At 59.9% G+C, this 20,126-nt stretch carries 19 protein-coding genes and 3 tRNA genes; 16 read left to right on the top strand and 6 right to left on the bottom strand.

Features of this window, described 5'->3' with window-relative positions; translation table 11 throughout:
- Window positions 1-75: 75 nt before the first annotated feature.
- From EKD03_RS11180 to EKD03_RS11170, 3 genes are all read left to right on the top strand, one after another.
- A complete protein-coding gene (locus EKD03_RS11180; protein ID WP_238613493.1) occupies window positions 76-1,545 on the top strand; it encodes a nitronate monooxygenase in 1,470 nt (489 codons plus the stop codon).
- 88 nt (window positions 1,546-1,633) lie between these two features.
- Complete coding sequence (gene accD, locus EKD03_RS11175) at window positions 1,634-2,545, top strand: acetyl-CoA carboxylase, carboxyltransferase subunit beta (RefSeq protein ID WP_129630579.1); 912 nt, start codon at window positions 1,634-1,636, stop codon at window positions 2,543-2,545.
- 240 nt (window positions 2,546-2,785) lie between these two features.
- On the top strand, window positions 2,786-3,625 hold the full coding sequence (locus EKD03_RS11170; protein WP_129630577.1) for an acetyl-CoA carboxylase carboxyltransferase subunit alpha: 840 nt from the start codon (window positions 2,786-2,788) through the stop codon (window positions 3,623-3,625).
- A gap of 250 nt (window positions 3,626-3,875) precedes the next feature.
- On the opposite strand, the gene EKD03_RS11165 is transcribed toward EKD03_RS11170, so the two are convergent.
- Window positions 3,876-4,082, bottom strand: a complete 207-nt coding sequence (locus EKD03_RS11165; protein WP_129630575.1) for a hypothetical protein — start codon at window positions 4,080-4,082, stop codon at window positions 3,876-3,878.
- A gap of 211 nt (window positions 4,083-4,293) precedes the next feature.
- On the opposite strand from EKD03_RS11165, the gene EKD03_RS11160 reads away from it, so the two are divergent.
- The 5 genes from EKD03_RS11160 (at window position 4,294) to EKD03_RS11140 (ending at window position 8,144) form a co-directional block, all read left to right on the top strand.
- Window positions 4,294-4,536 carry a hypothetical protein gene (locus EKD03_RS11160; RefSeq protein ID WP_129630573.1) on the top strand — a complete coding sequence of 81 codons (243 nt, stop codon included), beginning with the start codon at window positions 4,294-4,296 and terminating at the stop codon, window positions 4,534-4,536.
- Complete coding sequence (locus EKD03_RS11155; RefSeq protein WP_044199362.1) at window positions 4,533-4,823, top strand: type II toxin-antitoxin system RelE family toxin; 291 nt, start codon at window positions 4,533-4,535, stop codon at window positions 4,821-4,823. Before EKD03_RS11160 ends, EKD03_RS11155 begins: the two co-directional genes overlap by 4 nt.
- Before the next feature lies 1 nt (window position 4,824).
- Window positions 4,825-5,943: a 3-dehydroquinate synthase gene (gene aroB, locus EKD03_RS11150; RefSeq protein ID WP_129630571.1), complete on the top strand. Its 1,119-nt coding sequence runs from the start codon at window positions 4,825-4,827 to the stop codon at window positions 5,941-5,943.
- A gap of 128 nt (window positions 5,944-6,071) precedes the next feature.
- Entirely contained in the window at window positions 6,072-7,043 is a 972-nt protein-coding gene (locus EKD03_RS11145; RefSeq protein ID WP_174842859.1) for an AAA family ATPase, read from the top strand.
- Between the two features lie 237 nt (window positions 7,044-7,280).
- Window positions 7,281-8,144 (top strand): deoxyribonuclease IV, encoded by an 864-nt coding sequence (locus EKD03_RS11140; RefSeq protein WP_129630569.1) that lies wholly within the window; start codon window positions 7,281-7,283, stop codon window positions 8,142-8,144.
- Window positions 8,145-8,348: 204 nt separating this feature from the next.
- On the opposite strand, the gene EKD03_RS19100 is transcribed toward EKD03_RS11140, so the two are convergent.
- On the bottom strand, window positions 8,349-8,846 hold the full coding sequence (locus EKD03_RS19100; protein WP_420808799.1) for a hypothetical protein: 498 nt from the start codon (window positions 8,844-8,846) through the stop codon (window positions 8,349-8,351).
- Here EKD03_RS19100 and EKD03_RS19095 point away from each other — a divergent pair.
- Window positions 8,763-8,948: a ComEA family DNA-binding protein gene (locus EKD03_RS19095; RefSeq protein WP_420808798.1), complete on the top strand. Its 186-nt coding sequence runs from the start codon at window positions 8,763-8,765 to the stop codon at window positions 8,946-8,948. The genes EKD03_RS19100 and EKD03_RS19095 overlap by 84 nt on opposite strands.
- A 98-nt stretch (window positions 8,949-9,046) precedes the next feature.
- On the opposite strand, the gene EKD03_RS11130 is transcribed toward EKD03_RS19095, so the two are convergent.
- Window positions 9,047-13,114 carry an adenylate/guanylate cyclase domain-containing protein gene (locus EKD03_RS11130; RefSeq protein ID WP_129630567.1) on the bottom strand — a complete coding sequence of 1,356 codons (4,068 nt, stop codon included), beginning with the start codon at window positions 13,112-13,114 and terminating at the stop codon, window positions 9,047-9,049.
- A 290-nt stretch (window positions 13,115-13,404) separates the two neighbouring features.
- Between EKD03_RS11130 and EKD03_RS11125 the strand changes: the two genes are divergently transcribed.
- The 7 genes from EKD03_RS11125 to EKD03_RS11100 all read left to right on the top strand — a co-directional run bounded on the left by EKD03_RS11125 (window position 13,405) and on the right by EKD03_RS11100 (window position 16,916).
- Window positions 13,405-13,481: transfer RNA gene (locus tag EKD03_RS11125), tRNA-Trp, on the top strand.
- 21 nt (window positions 13,482-13,502) lie between these two features.
- A tRNA-Ser gene (locus tag EKD03_RS11120) sits at window positions 13,503-13,593 on the top strand.
- Window positions 13,594-13,619: 26 nt separating this feature from the next.
- Window positions 13,620-13,709 (top strand) — tRNA-Ser (locus tag EKD03_RS11115).
- 123 nt (window positions 13,710-13,832) lie between these two features.
- Window positions 13,833-15,083, top strand: coding sequence for a PAS domain-containing protein (locus EKD03_RS11110; RefSeq protein ID WP_129630565.1), 1,251 nt, complete (start codon window positions 13,833-13,835; stop codon window positions 15,081-15,083).
- A gap of 235 nt (window positions 15,084-15,318) precedes the next feature.
- The gene (locus EKD03_RS18425) at window positions 15,319-15,462 is read left to right on the top strand and encodes a hypothetical protein (RefSeq protein ID WP_161569245.1); all 144 of its coding nucleotides are present in this window, start codon (window positions 15,319-15,321) and stop codon (window positions 15,460-15,462) included.
- A 6-nt stretch (window positions 15,463-15,468) separates the two neighbouring features.
- Window positions 15,469-16,275, top strand: a complete 807-nt coding sequence (locus EKD03_RS11105; RefSeq protein WP_129630563.1) for a metallophosphoesterase family protein — start codon at window positions 15,469-15,471, stop codon at window positions 16,273-16,275.
- Window positions 16,272-16,916, top strand: coding sequence for an NUDIX hydrolase (locus EKD03_RS11100; RefSeq protein WP_129630561.1), 645 nt, complete (start codon window positions 16,272-16,274; stop codon window positions 16,914-16,916). The genes EKD03_RS11105 and EKD03_RS11100 overlap by 4 nt, the downstream gene beginning before the upstream one ends.
- A gap of 231 nt (window positions 16,917-17,147) precedes the next feature.
- Here EKD03_RS11100 and EKD03_RS11095 read toward each other — a convergent pair whose 3' ends face one another.
- The 3 genes from EKD03_RS11095 to EKD03_RS11085 form a co-directional block, all read right to left on the bottom strand.
- Window positions 17,148-18,173, bottom strand: coding sequence for a ketopantoate reductase family protein (locus tag EKD03_RS11095; RefSeq protein WP_129630559.1), 1,026 nt, complete (start codon window positions 18,171-18,173; stop codon window positions 17,148-17,150).
- 326 nt (window positions 18,174-18,499) lie between these two features.
- Window positions 18,500-19,546 (bottom strand): glycosyltransferase family 4 protein, encoded by a 1,047-nt coding sequence (locus tag EKD03_RS11090; RefSeq protein WP_129630557.1) that lies wholly within the window; start codon window positions 19,544-19,546, stop codon window positions 18,500-18,502.
- Entirely contained in the window at window positions 19,543-19,944 is a 402-nt protein-coding gene (locus tag EKD03_RS11085) for a hypothetical protein (RefSeq protein WP_129630555.1), read from the bottom strand. The genes EKD03_RS11090 and EKD03_RS11085 overlap by 4 nt, the downstream gene beginning before the upstream one ends.
- Between the last annotated feature and the right edge of the window lie 182 nt (window positions 19,945-20,126).

The raw sequence follows: 20,126 nt of genomic DNA, 5'->3' as shown, positions 1-20,126 counted from the left end.
CTACCTGGCGTGTGATCCGTTTCCCTTGGTTTTCAACACGTCTCTCTCCCATACTCCTACCTAGAAAGTAGCAGCATGCCTGTGCAGTCTGTCATTCTTCCCATGATTATCCAGGGCGGCATGGGGGCCGGTGTCTCCGATTGGCGTTTGGCGAATGCCGTCGCGCAGCAGGGCCAACTCGGTGTGGTGTCGGGGACGGCACTCGATACGATTCTGGTGCGTCGCCTTCAGGATGGTGACCCCGATGGGCATATGCGGCGGGCGATGGCGCGTTTCCCGCTGCCTGAAGTGGCTGAGCGGATTCTTGATCGCTACTACAAGCCCGCAGGCCGCGCTGCTGGCACACCCTATACACTTCTGCCGCTCTACCACGCCCAATTGGGGCTGGAACGTGAGCAGTTGTTGATGCTGGCCGGTTTTGTTGAGGTCTATTTGGCGCGTGAGGGCCATCGTGGGTTGGTGGGAATGAACCTGCTGACCAAGATCCAGCTTCCCAACTTGGCCACGCTCTATGGCGCAATGCTGGCCGGTGTGGATGCGGTACTGATGGGTGCGGGCATCCCGCGTGAGTTCCCGGCAGCACTGGACGCCTTGGCTGAACATCGCCCGGCAGTGGCCGCCTTTGATGTCGAGGGTGCGCCTAACCCTGAGATCTGCCAGATCGCTTTTGATCCAACCCAGCACTGGGCCAATCTTCCCGCGCCACTAGGCCGCCCCTTGTTCCTGCCGATCATTGCGAGTAACTCGCTGGCCACGATGATGGCGCGGAAGTCGAGCGGGCGGATTGATGGCTTCATTATTGAAGGGCCGACCGCTGGTGGCCACAACGCCCCACCGCGTGGCGCGACCCAACTCAATGCGCGTGGTGAGCCGATCTATGGCCCGCGTGATGCGGTTGATCTGGCCAAGATTGCCGAGTTGGGCTTGCCGTTCTGGTTGGCGGGCGGTATGGGTAGCCCCGAAGGACTGCGCCAAGCGCTCGAAGCCGGTGCGGCGGGGATTCAGGTCGGTACGCTCTTCGCCTTCTGCGATGAGGCCGGTCATGCGCCCGATTTCAAGTCCTCCATCCTGGCCGCCGCCATACGCGATGCGGTGGATGTCAAGACCGATCCGCGTGCCTCGCCCACCGGGTTCCCTTTTAAGGTGGTGGATTGGGACGCCAACCCCGCCGATTGGGAGCAACGCGCCCGCATCTGCGACCTAGGCTATCTGCGCAGTGCCTACTATGCGGATGGTCAGGTTCGCTTCCGCTGCCCGGCTGCACCTGTGGATGGGTATGTATCTAAGGGCGGTAAAGTAGAAGAGACCGCAGGCCGCAAGTGCCTGTGCAACGCCCTCATGGCCAATGTCGGGCTGGCGCAACTGCAAGCCAACGGGCTAGTGGAACCGCCCCTGATCACTAGTGGCGATGACCTGCGCCAGATTGCGGCCTTCCTTAATGGACGTAGCCAGTATCGCGTCGCTGATGTGATCGCCTATCTGCTGGATGGGGTGGCCGAGCATGCCCAGGTGGATTGCGCAGCCGCAGCGCCAGAAGTGCTATAATGTGGCGATACCCCTACTTCGTGATAAAAACAACAATGATACCGTATAGCCCTAGCGTGCTAGCGGTCTATCGAAAAAGCGAGGCACGGTGAAAGAGTTTTTCCGGCGACGAAAGACCAGCTTCACCACGGGCGAGCAACCTGAGGGTAGCCCGGTTCCCGACGATATGTGGGTGAAGTGCGCAGCATGCCGCGATCTCGTCTACAAAAAGGAACTGAACGACAACCTCAAGGTGTGTCCCAAGTGTGGCCATCACATGCGCATGAGTGCGCAGGAGTGGCTCGACCTACTGGATGCCGACTCCTTCAGCGAGACGGACGCCCATCTGCGGCCCACCGATCCGCTTGGCTTTGTGTCGCTCGATGAGAGCTACGCCGACAAGTTGGTCAAATCCCAGCAGCGTACCGGCATGCCCGATGCGGTCATCTCTGGCATGGGGATGATTGGCGGCCAGCGCTTGGCGTTGGCGGTAGGCGACTTTGCCTTCATGGGTGCCTCCATGGGCAGCGTCTATGGCGAGAAGATGTCGCGGGCGGCGGAGCGCGCCGCCGACCTCGGCATCCCCTTCCTCACCATCAACACCTCAGGCGGCGCACGCCAACAAGAAGGCGTCATCGCCCTGATGCAGATGGCCAAAGTGACCATGGCGCTCACCCGCTTAGCCGAGGTTGGCCAGCCACATATTGCGCTGCTGGTTGACCCGTGCTATGGTGGGGTGACAGCCTCCTACCCGTCGGTGGCCGATGTGATCATCGCCGAACCAGGAGCCAACATCGGCTTTGCGGGCAAGCGGCTGATCGAACAGATCATGCGCCAAAAGCTACCAGCAGGCTTCCAGACCGCCGAGTTCATGCTTGAGCATGGCATGGTGGATATGGTGGTCGAACGCAACCAACTGCGCGCCACCCTAGGGCGTCTCTTACGGCTCTACGCCGGGCGGCGTGAGCCAGTAGCGCAATTCATGGTATCATCCGAGATCTATGTCAACGGACGTACATAACAGGCATAACAATCGCAGAGGACACAGAGGTACGCAAAGGGATGGGTTTCACGCTCCCTGTGGGTACGACATCTAGTTTTTCCTCTGCGCTCCTCTGCATCCTCTGCGGTCAACAATCGGGGCGCAAGAGGATGCTTAACCGAATACCTATGCGGCGAAGCCTCCCCCGAACCCCCGCCTGGAGGCGTAACTTCATATCAATGGGCGGAGCGTTCCCGCCCCAAATCACGTTGAAAGTATATGGACGAGACGACCAAACACGCTGAAACCCAGCCCCACGAACTGACGCCCTGGGATCGCGTGCAGCTTGCCCGCCACCCCCAGCGCCCGCACACGCTCGATTATATCGGTGCGCTATGTGAGGATTTTACCGAATTGCACGGTGATCGCCGCTTTGGCGACGACGCGGCGATTGTGGGTGGCCTCGCCACCTTTGCTGCCCGCACCGTGATGGTGATTGGCCACCAGAAGGGCAGCGACACCCGCGAGAATGTGAAGCGCAACTTCGGCATGCCCCACCCAGAGGGCTACCGCAAGGCCCAACGCCTCATGCGGCAGGCCGAGAAGTTCGCCATCCCGGTGATCTGCTTTGTGGACACCCCCGCCGCCGACCCCAAGAAGGAGTCGGAGGAGCGCGGCCAAGCCAACGCGATTGCCGAGAGCATCCTGGTGATGACCAACCTGCGCGTACCGATCATCTCAGCGGTGATTGGCGAAGGTGGCAGTGGTGGCGCACTCGCACTGAGCGTCGCCGACCGCCTGATCATGCAGGAGAACACCATCTACTCGGTGGCCTCACCCGAAGCAACCGCCTCAATCCTCTGGCGCGACTCAGCCAAGGCCGCCGATGCAGCGCGGGCACTCAAACTGACCGCCCAGGATCTCTACGATCTGCGCATCATTGACGAGGTAGTAGCGGAGCCAGAAGGTGGCGCACACCAAGCCTCTCAAGAGGCGATCCGCATGCTTGGCGAGCGCATTCGATCTCACCTAGAGATCATCTCCCAGATCGAGATCGGTACACTGCTCAAACAGCGCTACCAGAAATACCGCACCATCGGCACCTACCTCGAAGCATAGCGTTAGTTTTGACGTAGAGGCGCGGTTTCAGAATGGCCGAATCAGCTTGACCGTTGCGTCATCAACGCATAGGCATTCGGTTACGCCCAAAAGTAGCACCTGCTTCTCGCCCGTCGGTAGTGCATCGTGACCGGCGAGAAGCAGGTGCTGCCTTCGGGCATGCGTAGGGGCGCGTCGTGACGCGCCCTCTGGCGCGATGATCGGAGCCTTCATAAGACTTGGAGACGCATGGGGCGCACATCCAACCCCTCTAAAACATCCAGATCGCCGCTACCACCACCGCACAGAAGATGAAGAACGCGAAGCCACTCTGCGGCTGCGGGGCCGACAACGCCTCGATCTGGTCAGCGCGCAGGTAGATCACCTGGGGCGGCGGGGCGCTCGGCTGCTTGTTGAAGCTGCTGAAGATGGCGAGGGCGAAGAGGCTGCTGATGGCGATGATGATGAAGAGTTCCATCGGAGGCTCCTTCTTGGTAGTTATTGTTGTTAGGACACTATTTAATGTTGAGAGAAGAAGGGTCATTGACCCTTACTTGGTGTCTAGTATACACTATTCTAGAGGGTTGTCAAGGGGGAACTTCTGGGAAGCACGCTACCTACCACCCACAACCAAGCAACATGGTATGATGTGGGTGGGCGATACTTGGCAAGGGGATGAGGAGGCATGTATGGCACTACCACGCACACATACAATGCTCAAACAAGAAATTGATGATCTCAATGAATCCGATGCCCAAGAGGTACTCGACTTTCTGCTCTTTATCAAGGCGCGCCGAGCTGAAGAAGCCTTCCTCTGGCAGCAGGTAGAGGAGGTGCAACACCGTCGCCAAGCCGATCCAGGCGCTGTGCAAACGGTTGATGTCGCAACATGGGATCTGCTTACCGCACATCTGGATGAGCAAGAGTCATGAGCTATCGTCTGCGATTTGATCGGAGCTTCATGCGCCAACTCGAGTCGCTTCCTGGCGACTTGCGGAGTGTTGCACGTCACCTCATTCGTTCCTTGGCCGATACACCACGCCCAACCAAAGCCAAGGAACTTGATATGCATCCGACCTATTTTCGTATCTGGTTGCCCCGTCAGCATCGTTTGGTGTATCAAGTTCTCGATGAAGAATCTGTGGTTGATCTTCTCTATATTGGGCCAAAGCCACCCGATCTCTATGATCGGTTAGGGCTGGGGCGTCAACAATCATAATATGCACTCTGATCTCACTCTCACCACCTCCACCACCTCCTATCCGGTCGTTGTCGCGGCGGGTGCCCTGGCCGATCTGCCTGCGCGGTTGCGCACGTTGGGCCTGGGCGGGACGCTCTGGTTGGTGTGTGATGGCGCGGTGGCGGATTGGTATGCTGCGCCCCTCGCGGCGCGTTTGCGGGATGCGGGTTTTGTTGTGCAGATGATGCCTGTTCCACCGGGTGATGCGAGTAAGAATGTTGCTCAGCTCTCCGAGTTGCATACCTGGATGATCGCCGGTGGTGTTGAGCGCCGTGATACGGTGTTGGCGCTCGGTGGTGGTGTGGTGGGCGATCTGGCCGGGTTTGCGGCTGCGTCTATTCTGCGCGGGGTTGCGGTGGTGCAGTTGCCAACCACGCTGCTGGCGATGGTGGATGCGGCGGTGGGCGGCAAGACCGGCATTAACCATCCGCTCGGCAAGAACATGATCGGCGCGTTCCACCAGCCGCGTATGGTGTTGGCCGATACCGATACGCTCGCCACCTTGCCGCCCCACTCGCTGCGTGAGGGTTGGGCCGAGGTGATTAAGCATGGGGTGATCCGCGATGCGGGTCTGTTTGCGGATCTCGAAGCGCTGGCGGCGCAACGCGGCTGGAATGCCGATCAGCCCGGTGGCCTCTGGGATGCCCACGATGCGGAACTGACCGCCCGGCTCACCGCGATTATCCGCCGCGCTGTGGCGGTCAAGGTCGAGGTGGTGGGTATTGATGAGCACGAGCAGGGTGAACGGATCACGCTCAATTATGGCCACACCATCGGCCATGCAGTTGAGCAACTTTCGCGCTACGCCATGCTCCACGGTGAGGCGGTGGCGGTGGGAATGCACGCTGAGGCGCGTCTGGCTCAGGCGTTGGGGATGTGTGACCCCGATCTGGTTGCACGTCAAGCTGCGCTTATTCACGCTTATGGCCTGAAGACGGCGCTGCCCAATCATGATTCCGATGCGGTCATCGCCCTGACGATGCGCGATAAGAAGGTGCATGCCAAGAAGATCCGCTGGGTCTTGCCGTGTGCGATTGGCCAGGTGCAGGTGCGTGATGATGTGCCGGAGGCGTTGGTGCGCCAGATTCTGGCTTCGTAGCATGATTTTGACGCAGAGACGCCAAGACGCAAAGGATTTAGAGGAAATCATCGTCATCTTTGCGCCTTCGCGCCTTTGCGTCAAGCAGTGATTCTGGGTGATACATACGCTAGTACTGAGGCTACCGCTTGAATACCGTCAAAGAGTTTGCCGAACGCATCTTCCAGAACGTCGAGCAGGTGATGGTGGGGAAGCGCAGCGCCGTTGAGTTGGTGCTGGTGGCGCTGCTCTGCCGGGGCCACCTGCTGATTGAGGATGTTCCCGGTACCGGTAAGACGGTACTGGCCAAGAGTATTGCCCGTTCGATTGGAAGTAGCTTCAAGCGCATCCAGTTCACGCCCGATCTCTTGCCCTCGGACGTGACCGGGATCTCGATCTTTAACCAGCAGAACCACGAGTTTGAATTTCGCCCCGGCCCGATCTTCGCCCAGATCGTGCTCGCCGATGAGATCAACCGTGCGACCCCCAAGACCCAGAGTGCCATGCTGGAGGCGATGGAGGAGCGCCAGATTACGGTTGATGGGACGACCTATGGCTTGCCCGCGCCCTTTATTGTGCTGGCTACGCAGAACCCCATCGAGTATGAGGGTACCTTCCCGCTGCCCGAAGCCCAACTCGACCGCTTCTTGCTGCGGTTGCACATGGGCTACCCGGATCGGATTGACGAGATCGCCATCCTCAAGCGCCAACGCCAAGCGCATCCGCTCGAACACCTGCACCCCGTCACCCAGATCGAAGACCTGCTTCAATTCCAAGCAGCGATCAAAGAGATCTATGTGGATGACCTGATCAGCGAGTATATTGTCACCCTCGCGGGAGCCACGCGCCACCACGAGGATGTCTACCTCGGCGCAAGTGCGCGTGGCTCGTTGGCGCTCTACCGCACCGCGCAGGCGTGGGCGGCCATCCACGGGCGCGATTATGTCACCCCGGATGACGTGAAGACCCTGGCCTTGCCGGTGCTGGGCCACCGCATGATCATCAGCCCCGCCGCCCGCATCCGCAGTGTCACCCCGGCGGCGGTAATCACCGATGTGCTGGCAGCGGTAGCAGTTCCAGGTGCTCGCGCCGGGCGACGTTATGATCGGGCGGGGATGTAGCGCCACAAGATCAAGATATTGTGGCGCTACATCCGGTAGGGGTTTGGGGCGTAGCCTCAAATTTACCTTTTTGGTGTTTTTTGGCGGCTTCGCCGCCAAAAAACACCAAAAAGGATTTTCGGGGGCGGCTTCACCGCCCCCGAACCCCCACCGGAGGTGAGTTTGCACACACCCTGCGCATAGGTAGCAGCGCTACATCTGCTATAATATGAGATATCATCTATTCTGGAGTGCGGTATGCCCTTTGGTGCTCATATGTCAATCTCTGGCGGCGTCTCAAAGGCGTTTGCCCGTGGTACACAGGTTGCCTGTGAGGCCATGCAAATCTTTAGTAAGAATGAGCGCCAGTGGAATGCGAAGCCCATTCCACCAGAGGAGGTCGCCGCCTTCAAGGCAGAACAAGCCCGTACCGGGATCGGCCCGGTGATTGTCCACGACTCCTACCTGATCAATCTGGCTGCCCCCGCCGATGAACTGTGGGAGAAGTCCATTGCCGCCTTCAGCCACGAACTTGAGCGTTGTGATCTGTTGGGTATCCCCTATTTGGTGACGCACCCCGGTGCCCATACTGGTAGTGGCGAGGACGTGGGTTTGGAACGCGAGGCGGTTGCACTCAACCGCATCTTTGAGTCGGGTATCGGGGGCCAAACGGTGGTCTTGTTGGAGACAACCGCTGGCCAGGGGAGTGCGTTGGGCTGCCGCTTCGAGCACCTCGCACGGCTCTTCGCGTTGGTGCCCCACCATGATCGTATGGCGGTCTGTGTTGATACCTGCCACATCTTCGCCGCTGGGTACGATATCCGCGATGCGGAGAGCTACACCGCCACCTTTGCCGAGTTTGATCGCCTCGTGGGGATTGAACGTATCAAATGTTTCCACTTGAATGACTCGCAAAAGGGTCTGGGCAGCCGGGTAGACCGCCATAGCCATATTGGTCAGGGCTGCATTGGGCTGGAAGCGTTCCGTCTGTTGGTCAACGATCCGCGTTTCACCGGCATCCCGATGATTATCGAGACGCCCAAAGGTGACGCGATGGACGAGGATAGAGAGAATTTGTCGCTCTTGCGCTCGCTGGTTGGGAAGGCGAGTACAACTGCCTAGCAGCGGACGACCCGCTGCACCCTGGAGGGATTGTGTATGTTGCAGCCACGTAAGATCTTCTGGATTAGTTTGTCGGTGGGCGTGGGGTTTGCGGTTTGGCGCTGGCGGCAGAGCCAGGTCGCGGAGCAGAGTTCCGCTTCCGGCCCGACCCATGCCCACGTTCCGCCACCGCCAACCCGTAACACCACGGTGGTAACGACCACATCAGCCACGGGTGGTGCGAACAATGGCGCGGCGCGCCGGATTGCGACCCGTGTGCATCGGGGTGCCCCGCCTGAGCCGCCGAAGCCCGCTGATGAGATCCTCCCCGTGAATGCAGCGACTGCGGCCCCGGTCGTCGCGGCGGTCGAGGAGGCAGCGGCCCCGGTCGTCGCGGCGGTCGAGGAGGCAGCGGCCCCGGTCGTCGCGGCGGTCGAGGAGGCAGCGGCCCCGGTCGTCGCGGCGGTCGAGGAGGCAGCGGCCCCGGTTGTCGAGGCGGTCGAGGAGGCAGCGGCCCCGGTCGTCGCGGCGGTCGAGGAGGCAGCGGCCCCGGTCGTCGCGGCGGTCGAGGAGGCAGCGGCCCCGGTCGTCGAGGCGGTCGAGGAGGCAGTGGCCGAGGCGAGCGAGCCGGTAGCGCTGGTGAACATCAACACCGCCGATCTCCAGACCCTGATTGACCTCCCCGGCATCAACGAGTCGCTGGCGCGGCGCATCATCGCCCACCGCGAAGAGAAGGGGCCATTTGCCTCGGTTGATCAGCTCACTGATATTTCTGGCATTGGCCACAAAAACATCAACATCTTCCGCGACCTGATCACCGTATAAAGTTACAGAACATCGCGTAGGAGCGCGACGCGACGCGCCCCTACCCAAACCCCAATGTTGGGTGTTGTTTGGCGGCTACGCCGCCAAACAACACCCAACTACTCCCCCTCCATCTGTTCCACCTGATCAATCAGGCTGCTCAGATTCGGGCTGGCGCTGTTACTGATCAGGCTGGGTGGTGGAGCAAGTGCTGTGAGTGGAGGCAGAACAGGGTTGCCCAATTCTAGTGCGCGTGCTCGGTGTCTGGCGCTGGGTTGGGTGATGGCAAGAGCTTGGTAGATGCCCCCGGCAGCTTCCTGATCGACTACTTGGCTAGGATCAATCTGCCAGATCGTGTAGTGGATCGCCGCCTCTTCGCATGGCCCATACCAATCCTCGTTCAACATGCGTAGGTCTTGAATTACATTGGGTGCAGTGACCTGCCCCAATTGCACATCCAAGCGGGCGGCCAACAACGTGGCTTGCAATTGCATCGCCCGATTACTCCCCAAACGCCGCGCCTCATCGAAGGCAGCGCTATTCATGGCCTCAGCTTCAGCAAAACGGCCCTGGCTCATCAGCAGTTGGGCGTAGTCGTGGCGGAACTGGCAACCCCAATAGACAAGATTCATCGTGTCACACAGCGTGATTGCGAGATCACTCACCCGCTCGGCCAGCCGACATTCATCTAATTGGGTGTAGGCATGGGCAATGTAGCCTAGCCCAATTGCCAATTCACGCCGTTCACCCAGGTCAAGTGCGATCACCAACTGGCGGGCGTAACACTCAATCCCGACATGGATCTCGCCATACAACGTATGCGCACGCCCAATCTCCCGGCTCAGCCGCGCCATTGCCCAGCGATCCCCGATTTCAACTGCCCGCAACAACAATTCTTGAAAGATGTCGAGTGCTTCGAGCAACTGACTCTGGTTGAGGTAGATTGACGCCATATGCTCACGCGAGAAGGCCAGGAGATCCCAATCGCCGAGCCGGGTGGCCATTTGGGTACTACGTTCGAGACAGTAGAGCGCCATCTCATAGTCGCTAATATCGAGATAGACCACCCCCATCGCGCTGATGGAGCGGGCGATGAGGGTCTCGTCGTTGAGTTGAACGGCCAGTTCGTGGGCGTGTTCGACGGAGCGCAACCCACGGGTATAGGCACCTCTGGCAATCAAGATTGAGCCAAGGATGCGTAGGGCGTGGTAGCGACCCTCCAGATCACCCAGTTCTTCCCAGGCCGGAATAATCTGTTCGAGCAACACCAAAGCGGACTGATACTCACCGCGTGCTGCCAGCAGTTGCGCTGCGGCGTTCTGGCAGTGCAACGCCCCGGTATGGTTGTTGGTGGTAGTAGCAATCGCGGTAGCCTGTTGGAAGGCCACCATCGCCTCGTCCCAGCGCCCGATCAGCTTGAGTACCTCACCAATCCGGGTCAGGATCGGCACCTGTTCGGCACCCTCCAAGAGCGGGAGCAGCCGACGATAGTATTCGAGGGCGCTCTCATTTGCATAGGTAGCCTGGGCCGCCTGCCCGGCTTGGCGGAAGTAGTGGCGCTGGCGTTGCAAATTCTCGCTACGCCCATAGTGGTAGGCGAGCATGTCGAGATAATGCTCGACATCATCGGCAAACTCGCGCTCGATATAGTCGCCCACCTGTTCATGGAGCATGGTGCGGGTGGCATGGGCCAGACTCTCGTAGGCCACCTCCTGCGTGATCATGTGTTTGAAGAGGTATTCCATCTCTGGCTCAGCCTTCTCCATGGGGGTCAGATCGAGCCGACTCAGGCGATCCAGATTAGCCTGCACCTGTACCGGGTGGCCGATCTGCGGGTAGATACCCCAGATCCAACTGGCGCGAAAGACGCGCCCGATCACACTCGCCACCTTGAGAGTGATCTGTTCCTGCTCACTCAGACGGTCAATACGGCTAATGATCAGTGAGCGCAGGCTATCGGGCAGGCGCACCATCGAGAGCGCATGGACATCGAAGGGGCTAATACCCTGATCCTGGATGTAGTTGATCATCTGGTCAATGTAGAAGGGGTTGCCCTGCGAGCGGGTCGTGATACGCTCGACAAAACTCGTGGGCAGCACGCCGCGTGCCCCAAAGAGGTAGCCGAACTTCAGCCCAATCAGCCACTCGGTCTCGCGCAGGCTGAACTCATGCAGCGCCAACTCATGGAAGTGGGGCAACTGAGCAACACGCAGGCGGTGATGTTCATGATCTGGGGGACGATAGGCCAGCAGGATCATGATCGGCAGATTACGAATGCCCCGCGCCACCACCTCAAGCAGATCGTGGGAGAGCGGATCGATCCAGTGACAATCCTCGATCACAAGGAGGATGGCCGGCCCATCGGCAGACATGGCCCGCAGACACTCCATGACCGTCGTTTCAAGGACATCCTTGCGCACCCGTACATCCAAGCCCCGCGTCTGTTCACTCTCCTCCACACTCAAGTTCATCGCCCCCGCCAAGACCGGCAAGCGGCGTAGGATGGTGGGGCAAAACTGACTCACCCTGGTACGCAGGTGGTTAATCTGTACCTCTTTAGACCAGTTGGGGTCAATCTCAAAGATGCCGAGCAAGAGGCTCTGCCAGGGCAAGTAGCTCATAGTGCCACCATGGGAGAGACATTCACCACTATGCACCACCATCCCGCGCCGAGCGGCCATCCGAATGGCCTCGGCCAAGAGGCGGGATTTGCCCATACCAGCCTCGGCACAAATACCAACCACCTGCCCAAGGTTGCGGCGTGTCAGATCGATCTTCTTCTCCACCACCTGCATCTCGGCCTCGCGCCCCACCATGGGCAATCTATAGGCTGGTTCTTGGTGGCGGCTGGCGCGTTGTTGTTCTTGTTCCAAGCGGAAGACCGGCACCGGGCGTGAACGCCCCTTGACCGGTATCGCATCCAACGCCGTCCAGAGGAATTGGTCGGCGACGGGGCGATGGCTACCACTCGCGGCGATCACCTCACCAGCAGCGGCGGCCTGCATGAGACGCACCGCAAGATTGACGGTGTCGCCCATCACCGTATATTCACGGCGCTCTTCTGATCCAACCAACCCGCAATAGACCAGCCCTGAGGCGATTCCGATGCGGATGGAGAAGCCAGTCGGCGGGGGCGTATGGGGATCAATCCCGATCCCCAAATGTTCTACCCGCAGATCGCGTAGGGCCAAGGCACAGCGCATGGCGCGTTCGGTGTCATTCTCATGAGCCACCGGGGCACCAAAAATCACCACCATCTTGCTACCCTTATCACCCATATCAATCTTGTTCAGATCGCCATCATAGCGTTCGACAATCCGGGCAACTTGGGCAATATAGTTTTGGAGCTTACTCCCCACCTCCGGGTCGTGGTCATAGTCGAAACCACTAAAGCCCACAAAGAGTACGGTAATGCTGCGATGTTCATTGATAAACCCCGTCTTGCCATCCAGCAGACGACGTGCCAGTGAGGGATGCAGGAACGTGCTCAGGGTTGGGAGCAGGGTGGGGGCAACCTCAGGCAGCGCGGCGAGCGGCGCATACGCGGGCTGGTATGGCATCACGGCAATCTGGAGATAGTCGCCGTAGTCGTGAGCGACCTCAAGCTCAGGCACGCAGGCCAGCAGATCACGATGGATCATCACATCACCACGCTGTGCGAGGTGTTCAGCCTGTGCTGCCTGTTCTAACGCGAAGCCGGCGGTGATACTCTGCAAACGCACGTCGGGATCGCCAACCACCGTGGAGAGGATTGGGCCAAGTGCCAAGCCGATCTTGATCTCGAGGCTAAACTGACCAGCACGGGTCTCGATGTTATGGTACGGTTCAACCAGCATCTGCATATCGAGCGCACAACGAATCGCCCGCTGCACATAGCTGGTGGCTGGTTGCCCACTGGGAATGATAAAGAGCGCCGTGAGCGCATCACCACCGAACGAGACCACCACCCCGCCATAGGCCGCAATCAGATCGATCATCACCGCGAAGTAGTCGTTAAGCAGTGCGGTAAGATCCTCGGTACCATCCTGGCCAAAACGGCTGAGCGCCTCGCTCATCGGGGTGAAGCCGGAGACATCGGCAAAGAGCGTGATTGCATCATCATGGTGGGTGCGCCCAACCATGGCCTCAGCGTGGTGTAGGAGATCGACAGCGATCTGATAGGGTAAATGGGCTAGGAGTTCTTTCATCGCATCTGTCGGGTAGAAGGAGTCAGCCGCCTTTGATCGGTATGAACGAAGTTTGTGGCATGCTCTGGCGATGGAATCTTCTTTTGCGTAGCTTGTAGTGTACCACTTTCAGCGCATGTGCAAAGTCCTTGGGGTTGCGCCTCAAACCCTGATTTTTGTTGTGTATTGGCGGCGAAGCCGCCAATACACAACAAAAGAAGATCTTCGGGGCGGATGCGCCGCCCCCGAACCCCCACCGGAGATCACGGTTGCAAAGTATTCTAGTCTATGGTATTATATCCCGCGTGTGAAGGCGGGTAGCTCAATTAGGCAGAGCAGCGGCCTCCAAATCCGCAGGTTGCAGGTTCGATTCCTGTCCCGCCTGCCAACAGTTCTCAGGGCAATCGTTGGAGGGGTGGCAGAGCGGTCGAATGCGGTCGTCTTGAAAACGACTGGCCCTTCAACAAGGCCCGTGGGTTCGAATCCCACCTCCTCCGCCACCAACATCTGTCGGTCTACAATCTATGGGGAGGTCGCATAGTGGCCTAGTGCGGCGGTTTGCTAAACCGCTGTAGGAGCAATCCTACCGAGGGTTCGAATCCCTCCCTCCCCGCCACCATAAGACTGGCCGTACCATAACAGGTGCGGCCAGTCTTGTTGTGGTTGCAAATCTCATTTACAATAGAGTTGATATGGTCGAGAATGGGCAAACGATAGCTCATGATGAGGGGAGAAGCCCGTGTCTGATCATCAACAACCGGAAGACCAGAGCGAACTCGATCTTCTACGGCATCATGTCGCTGAGTTACAACAACGCTTGAACACGAGTGAAGAGTACGGGCATATGCTACGCCAGGTACTCAACAACCTACCTGCGGCGATCTATATTACCCGCGCAGATGGGCACATCGCCTTTACCAACACCAGCTTTGCCGCTAATTGGGGCAAGGTTCCCAGCGACTTTGAAGGCTGTGCATTGAGCGATCTCTTCCCAGCCGAGATCGCCGCTATGTGGCAACAGAATGTCCATGACACCATCCAGGGCGGCGTTCTGGTTGCCAATCAGGAGATCCTTGGCGAAGGTGACGCGGCCCGTCACTACGATAATATGCGTTTCCCGCTCTATGACATCACGGGAACGCCTATTGCCCTCGGCGGTGTGGCGACCGACATCACCGACCGGGTGCAGGCCGAGGCGAGCTATGCCGAGACGCGGCGGATTCTGGAAGGGATCGTCAACAATTCACCGACGGTCATCTATGTCAAAGATCCCAATAATCGTCTGATTCTGGTCAATACGACCTACGCAGCGGTGATGGGGCGCACGGTCGAGGATCTGATTGGGCGTACAGAAGACGAACTCTTCCCCGCTGATCTGGTTGCGAGTTGGCGCGAGAGTGACCGACAGCTCTTTGCTAGCGGTCAGCCGATGCACTTTCCCAACACCTTCTCTATCAATGGTGAGGCACGCGAGTTCATTAGTGTGCAGTTTCCACTCTATGATGGTGATCACCAACCATACGCGATCTGTGGTCTCTCAACCGATGTGACCGATCTGAAGCGTGCCGAGCGCGACCGTGAGAACCTCCAGCAGGAGATCATCGCCGCGCAGCAGGCGGCCCTGCGTGAGTTGAATACGCCGCTCATCCCGCTCGATGACGATATCGTGATTATGCCGCTGATCGGCTCGATTGATAGCGCCCGCGCTACTCAGGTTATGGAGACACTCCTCGATGGGGTGAGTAGACACCAAGCCCAGTTGGCGATCCTCGATATTACCGGCCTGCCGGTGGTTGATTCGCAGGTTGCCAATGCGCTGCTCCAAGCTGCCCAAGCAGTTAAGTTGCTCGGCGCTGAAGTGCTGCTCACTGGTATTGGCCCCGAAGTGGCCCAGACGCTGATCGGGATCGGGGCCGACCTGAGTGGGTTGCGCACACCAGGGACGCTTCAAGCCGGGATTATGTATGCGCTGCGGCATAAGCGGCGGTGATCCGTTGGAGAGGCGTAAGTGTTCACACTTCTCCTGGCATCCCGATTTTGACGCAAAGACGCCAAGGCGCAAAGATTTCAAGTGAGGCTCCAATCACAACCTTTGCGTCTTAGCGCCTTTGCGTCAACCAGAGGCTTTGTTTACCCCAAGTGTGAACAGTTACGGAGAGGCGAAGCTTCGCCCCTACTGTGCTACAATGCGAGGCATCGAACGACCTGTTTAACGGAGATTATCTATGGAGATCATGCTTGCCATCCTACGCTACGGCCTTGTCACCGCCGCTGTGGTGGAGGTTGTGCTGATTGGGCGTGCCCTTGTGACGTTAGCGGTTGAGAAGGCCAAGTCGCCCGCAGTGGTGGCTGCCACAACCGAGGAGTAAAGCTCTGTGGCCCAGCGGATTCTGCACATCTCCGATCTTCATACCGGGCCACCCTTCCTCCCGCAGGTCGCGCAGCATCTGGCGGCGCAGGCCCAACGCCTAAAGCCGGATCTGGTAGTGATTTCGGGCGATTTTGTGCAGCGCGCCGATTTTGCCAGCCAGTGGCGGGCGGCGAAGGAGTTGCGTGCGGCGCTGCCGACGCCCCAGTTGGTGGTGGCGGGCAACCATGATGTGCCGCTCTTCAACCTGCACCTGCGCCTGTTCAACCCGATGGGGCGCTACCGGCGCCATATTAGCCGCGATCTGAACCCGGTGTGTGAGTTGCCGGGGGTGGTGGTGGTGGGGGCCAATACGGCCCACGGCCTCACGTTTGATGGCGGGCGCCTCAGTCGCGCACAGGCGCACACGCTGCGGCATATTCTCGCTGGCTATGGCGCGGAGACCTATAAGGTGGTGGTCTGGCACCATCCGCTGGTGACACCGCCGGGGAGCAAGCGTGATCGCACAATGCAGGGGGCGGATGCGGCGATGCAGTTGCTCGATGCATGTGGGGTGGATCTGCTGCTCAGTGGCCATCTGCATTTCTTTGCGCTCAACCATACTCGCGATATCAACCCTGCCCTGCGCCGGGGGACGCTGCTCTGTCAGAGTGGTACCAGTACCTCGCAGCGTGGCCATGGTAGTGAGCATGGCAAGAATTCCTGCAATCTGATCGCGATTGATGATCAGCAGGTGCGGATTACCCATATGATTTACGAGGATGCTGCGGCGGAGTTTGTGCCTGCTGCCGAGCATACCTTTCCGCGCCCATGATGTCTTGGCAGATTCAAGCCGCTTGGCTGCGGCGGGCGATGGCCGCGCAGGCGGCGGTGACGCTCGCTGATTTGCTGTTGCCGCGTGACGTGGATGGCCAGATTGCGCGGCAGATGGCGGCTCCGCCCCATGTCGTGCCGCGTCGGGCGGCGGCGTTGATCCTCCTCTTTCCCCAGGATGACCACCTGCACCTGCCGCTGACGCTGCGCACCAGCCACTTGCCGACCCATCGGGGTCAGGTTTCGCTCCCCGGTGGGGCGATTGATCCCGGCGATGCGAGTGCCGAGGCGGCGGCGCTGCGCGAGGCGCACGAGGAGTTGGGGATTGATCCGGGGATGGTGGAGGTGCTGGGGTGTTTGAGCAGTTTCTATATTCCCCCCAGCAACTTTATGCTCACCCCGGTGGTGGGGTTGTGTGCCCAAGCCCCCACCCTCCAGCCGCATCCCGGTGAGGTGGAACTGGCGTTTACGGTGGCGCTCGATCAGTTGCTCGACCCCGCCACAGTGGTGGTCGAGGAGTGGCAGATGCAGGGTGTCCCGGTGCGGGTACCCTATTTTGCACTCGCGGGCCAGAAGGTGTGGGGGGCCACCGCGATTGCGTTGAGTGAGTTGGTGGCGCGGTTGCGGCGCGTGCCGGGATGATTGGCCCTCACCCCCTCAAAGGGTGTCACTTTTTTAGACATGGTTCGTAGCCACGTGGCAGTTCGCCGCCGCATGGCCCTCACCCCCTAGCCCCCTCTCCCGTGGGCTTCGCCCACAGGAGAGGGGGAATCGAACACATCTCTGTGCAGAATCTCCCCTCTCCCGCTCGCGGGAGAGGGGCTGGGGGTGAGGGCATCCGGCGGCAATGTGACCCATTGCTACGCACCCTGTCTAAGATCGTTCCACCGCCATCAACAACTTCTCCGGGCGGCCTCGGTATTCTTCCCAGGGGATCATGCCGGCTGCGATGCCGCCCAATACCCGCCACAATCCGGCATTCACCGGCGCGGCGATGCCCTGCTGAGCGGCGGTGGCGGCGATGGCTCCGTAGAGGAACTCGCCCTCTGAGCGCGAGCGCCCGGCGCGCAGATCGCGGAGCAGCGAGGGGGCTTTGCCGCCGCGCCCCCCCGCGACGACTTTGCGCAGGATGGGGAAGAGTAATGGACGGGGCAGCCAGGTCATGGCGAATGAGAGGGAGGCCGCCGGGTAGCTCGGCAGGTTGATCGGGCTGGCCCCAATGCGCTGCATCACCGCGAGAGCTTCGCGGTAGGCGCGGCGCTCCAACGCAATCAGGCGAGAGTCGGCGTAGACCTCGGCGACGCTCATGCCGAGGATGGCGGCGCTGGCGTTGCCGAGCATGTTGAGGAGTGCCTTGGACCACTTGAGTGAGCGATGGTTGGGGTAGGTGGCGATCCGAAACCCCGCGCCTGCCAGCGCTTTGGCCCAGAGTTGCACGCTCCCACCCGGTGCGGTCGGGGCTAAACCGATGCCGCCCGCTTTGGTGACGCTGATCGTGGTCGGGTTGAGCAGATCAACTGAGGTGGTGATGGCCCCGGAGATCACCCGCGCAGCACCGAAGGCGTCAATGAGGATCTCTTCGTTGCCGATGCCGTTCTGGAGGGTGAGGATTTGGCTGGGGTTAAGCGCCTGGAGCGTAGCCACTGCGCCGGGGGTGTCGTAGCCCTTGACGCACAGAATGGCCAGATCGGGCTGGGCACACGCGGCGGGGTCGGCGACGACGCGCAACCCTGGGAGGCGGGTGGTCTGGCCCTGCTGGGTGATGCTGAGTGATTGGGTGGCCAGTGCGGCCATACTACTCGGACGTGCCAACAGGGTTGTGGGCTGCACTCCGGCGTGGCTCAGGCGCCCAGCGACGAGCAGGCCAATCGCACCGCCGCCGACAATCACGATAGACATAGGGGTTCCTTATGTAGATACAACTATTCACAGTTCTGCTAACATCGTAACTGTTCACAGTTCTCCTAGCATTCCGGTTTTGACGCAAAGACGCAAAGGCGCAAAGCCTTCAACAAAATCTTTGCGTCTTTGCGCCTTTGCGTCAATCAGAAGCTTCCTTTACCCCAAGTGTGAACAGTTACCTAACATCCTGGTTTTGACGCAAAGACACCAAGGCGCAAAGCCTTCAAGATAGGCTCCAATCACAACCTTTGTGTCATTGCGCCTTTGCGTCAACACAAGGCTTCTGGTTACGCCAAGTGTGAACAGTTACATGTAGAACGGGATCAGCGATCCCGCACCAATGCATGCACAACCTTCTCCCAGGTAATCGCGGCCACCAAGGGTTGCCCCGCCCGGCCCAGTGCCTCGGCTCGCGCCGGATCGTGGGCGAGCGCGGCGATGCTGGCGGCGAGGGCGGCTGGCTCTGGGCGGGTGACGAGGCCGTTTTCACCATCAACCACAAACTCCAAGACCCCACCGGAGTCATCGGCGGTGATGACCGGGCGTGCCGCGCCGAAGGCTTCGACGGTGGCAAAGCCGTAGTCCTCGTCCAGCGGGGCGTAGAAGACGGCACGGGCGTTGGCATAGAGATCGATCAGTTCGGCATCGCTCACGAAGCCGAGAAAACGTACCCGCTCGCCCAGCCCCAGATCGGCGGCGATGGCCTCAAGCCGTGTACGGTCGGGGCCAGTACCGGCGAAGATGGCACGCAGTGGAGCGTCGGTGTGAGCCAGGGCATGCAGGAGCAGATCGAGACGCTTGGCGCGGTCGAGGCGCGCCGAGGAGAGGATGTAGTCGCCATATGGCCCCACACGCAGGCTCTGGGCGTAGCGGCTGGGTGGGTAGAGGGGCGTACTCTCTAGGCCATTAAAGCGCCGCAACCGCCCGCTGACATTGCGCGAGATCGTGTAGCGTTCCCGACATTCCCCCAGGCCACGTCGGTCCATCTGGAAGATCGCCTCGCGCACTTGGCGGTGGGCGGGGGTGTTGCTGAAGTCGCTCAGCGCCGTCCCGTACCAGTCGTAGGCTTGGCGGTGCTGATGCACCAGCCATGCCACCTTGTGCGGGTGGCGGATCATGTAGGAGGGAAACTTGGTGGCAATCACCAGATCCACCGGCTCGCCGTTCACATGGCTGATGTCGAGCATGCGCCATGCCAGCGCATGTTCGGGGATGCGCTCGACCGGGTTCCACTGGAAGGGCAGAGCAACCACATCAACCGTATGGCCACGTTCACGCAGGGCATCACGCAGCCCTTCGACCAAATACTCCGCCCCACCGCGCACAAACGGCACCTGGGTGGCGGCAATCAGGATGCGCTTGGCAGTCATGATTCCTCAGTTTGCTTGGTGGGGGCGAGTTGGCTGCGCAGTTCGGCGACCTGGGCACGTAATTCGCTGTTGGCGGCGATCAACTGGCGAATAGCGCGCGCACTGGCATCGTTGAAGGAGTTCTGCTGCTCGACAATCGGGTTGATGTACCAGCGCAGGTAGCGTCGCACCACCTTGTTGATCATCGCCCAGCCGCGCTCGTAGGCATTGCGGCCTTCGAGTGGCCAATGGGCGCTCACCACGCGGGCGATCTCGATCTCCTCGGCGCAATGGGCCAGTTCGCGCTCAATGCCACTGTGATGATCGCTCTTCTGCGTGTTGGCATGTGCGGCACGCACCTCGGCGCGCAACGCCTCTAAGACCTCGGCCACATCGGGGCTGTTTGGTGTGTTGTTCATGGTTGATTAGCCACTCCCCTGCTGCTATGCCCGGTATTGTACCCCAAATCGCAACCGTTCAAACTTGGAGGAAACAGCAACCTCATGTTGACGCAAAGGCGCAAGGACGCAAAGGTTTTGATGGGGGCATATCCTTGAAGACTTTGCGCCTTTGCGTCTTGGCGTCAAAACCGGGATTTCCC

Source organism: Candidatus Oscillochloris fontis (assembly GCF_004138135.1).
In the GTDB taxonomy this organism is placed as follows: Bacteria; Chloroflexota; Chloroflexia; order Chloroflexales; family Chloroflexaceae; genus Oscillochloris; species Oscillochloris fontis.
This window is presented reverse-complemented; position numbering and strand designations above follow the sequence as displayed.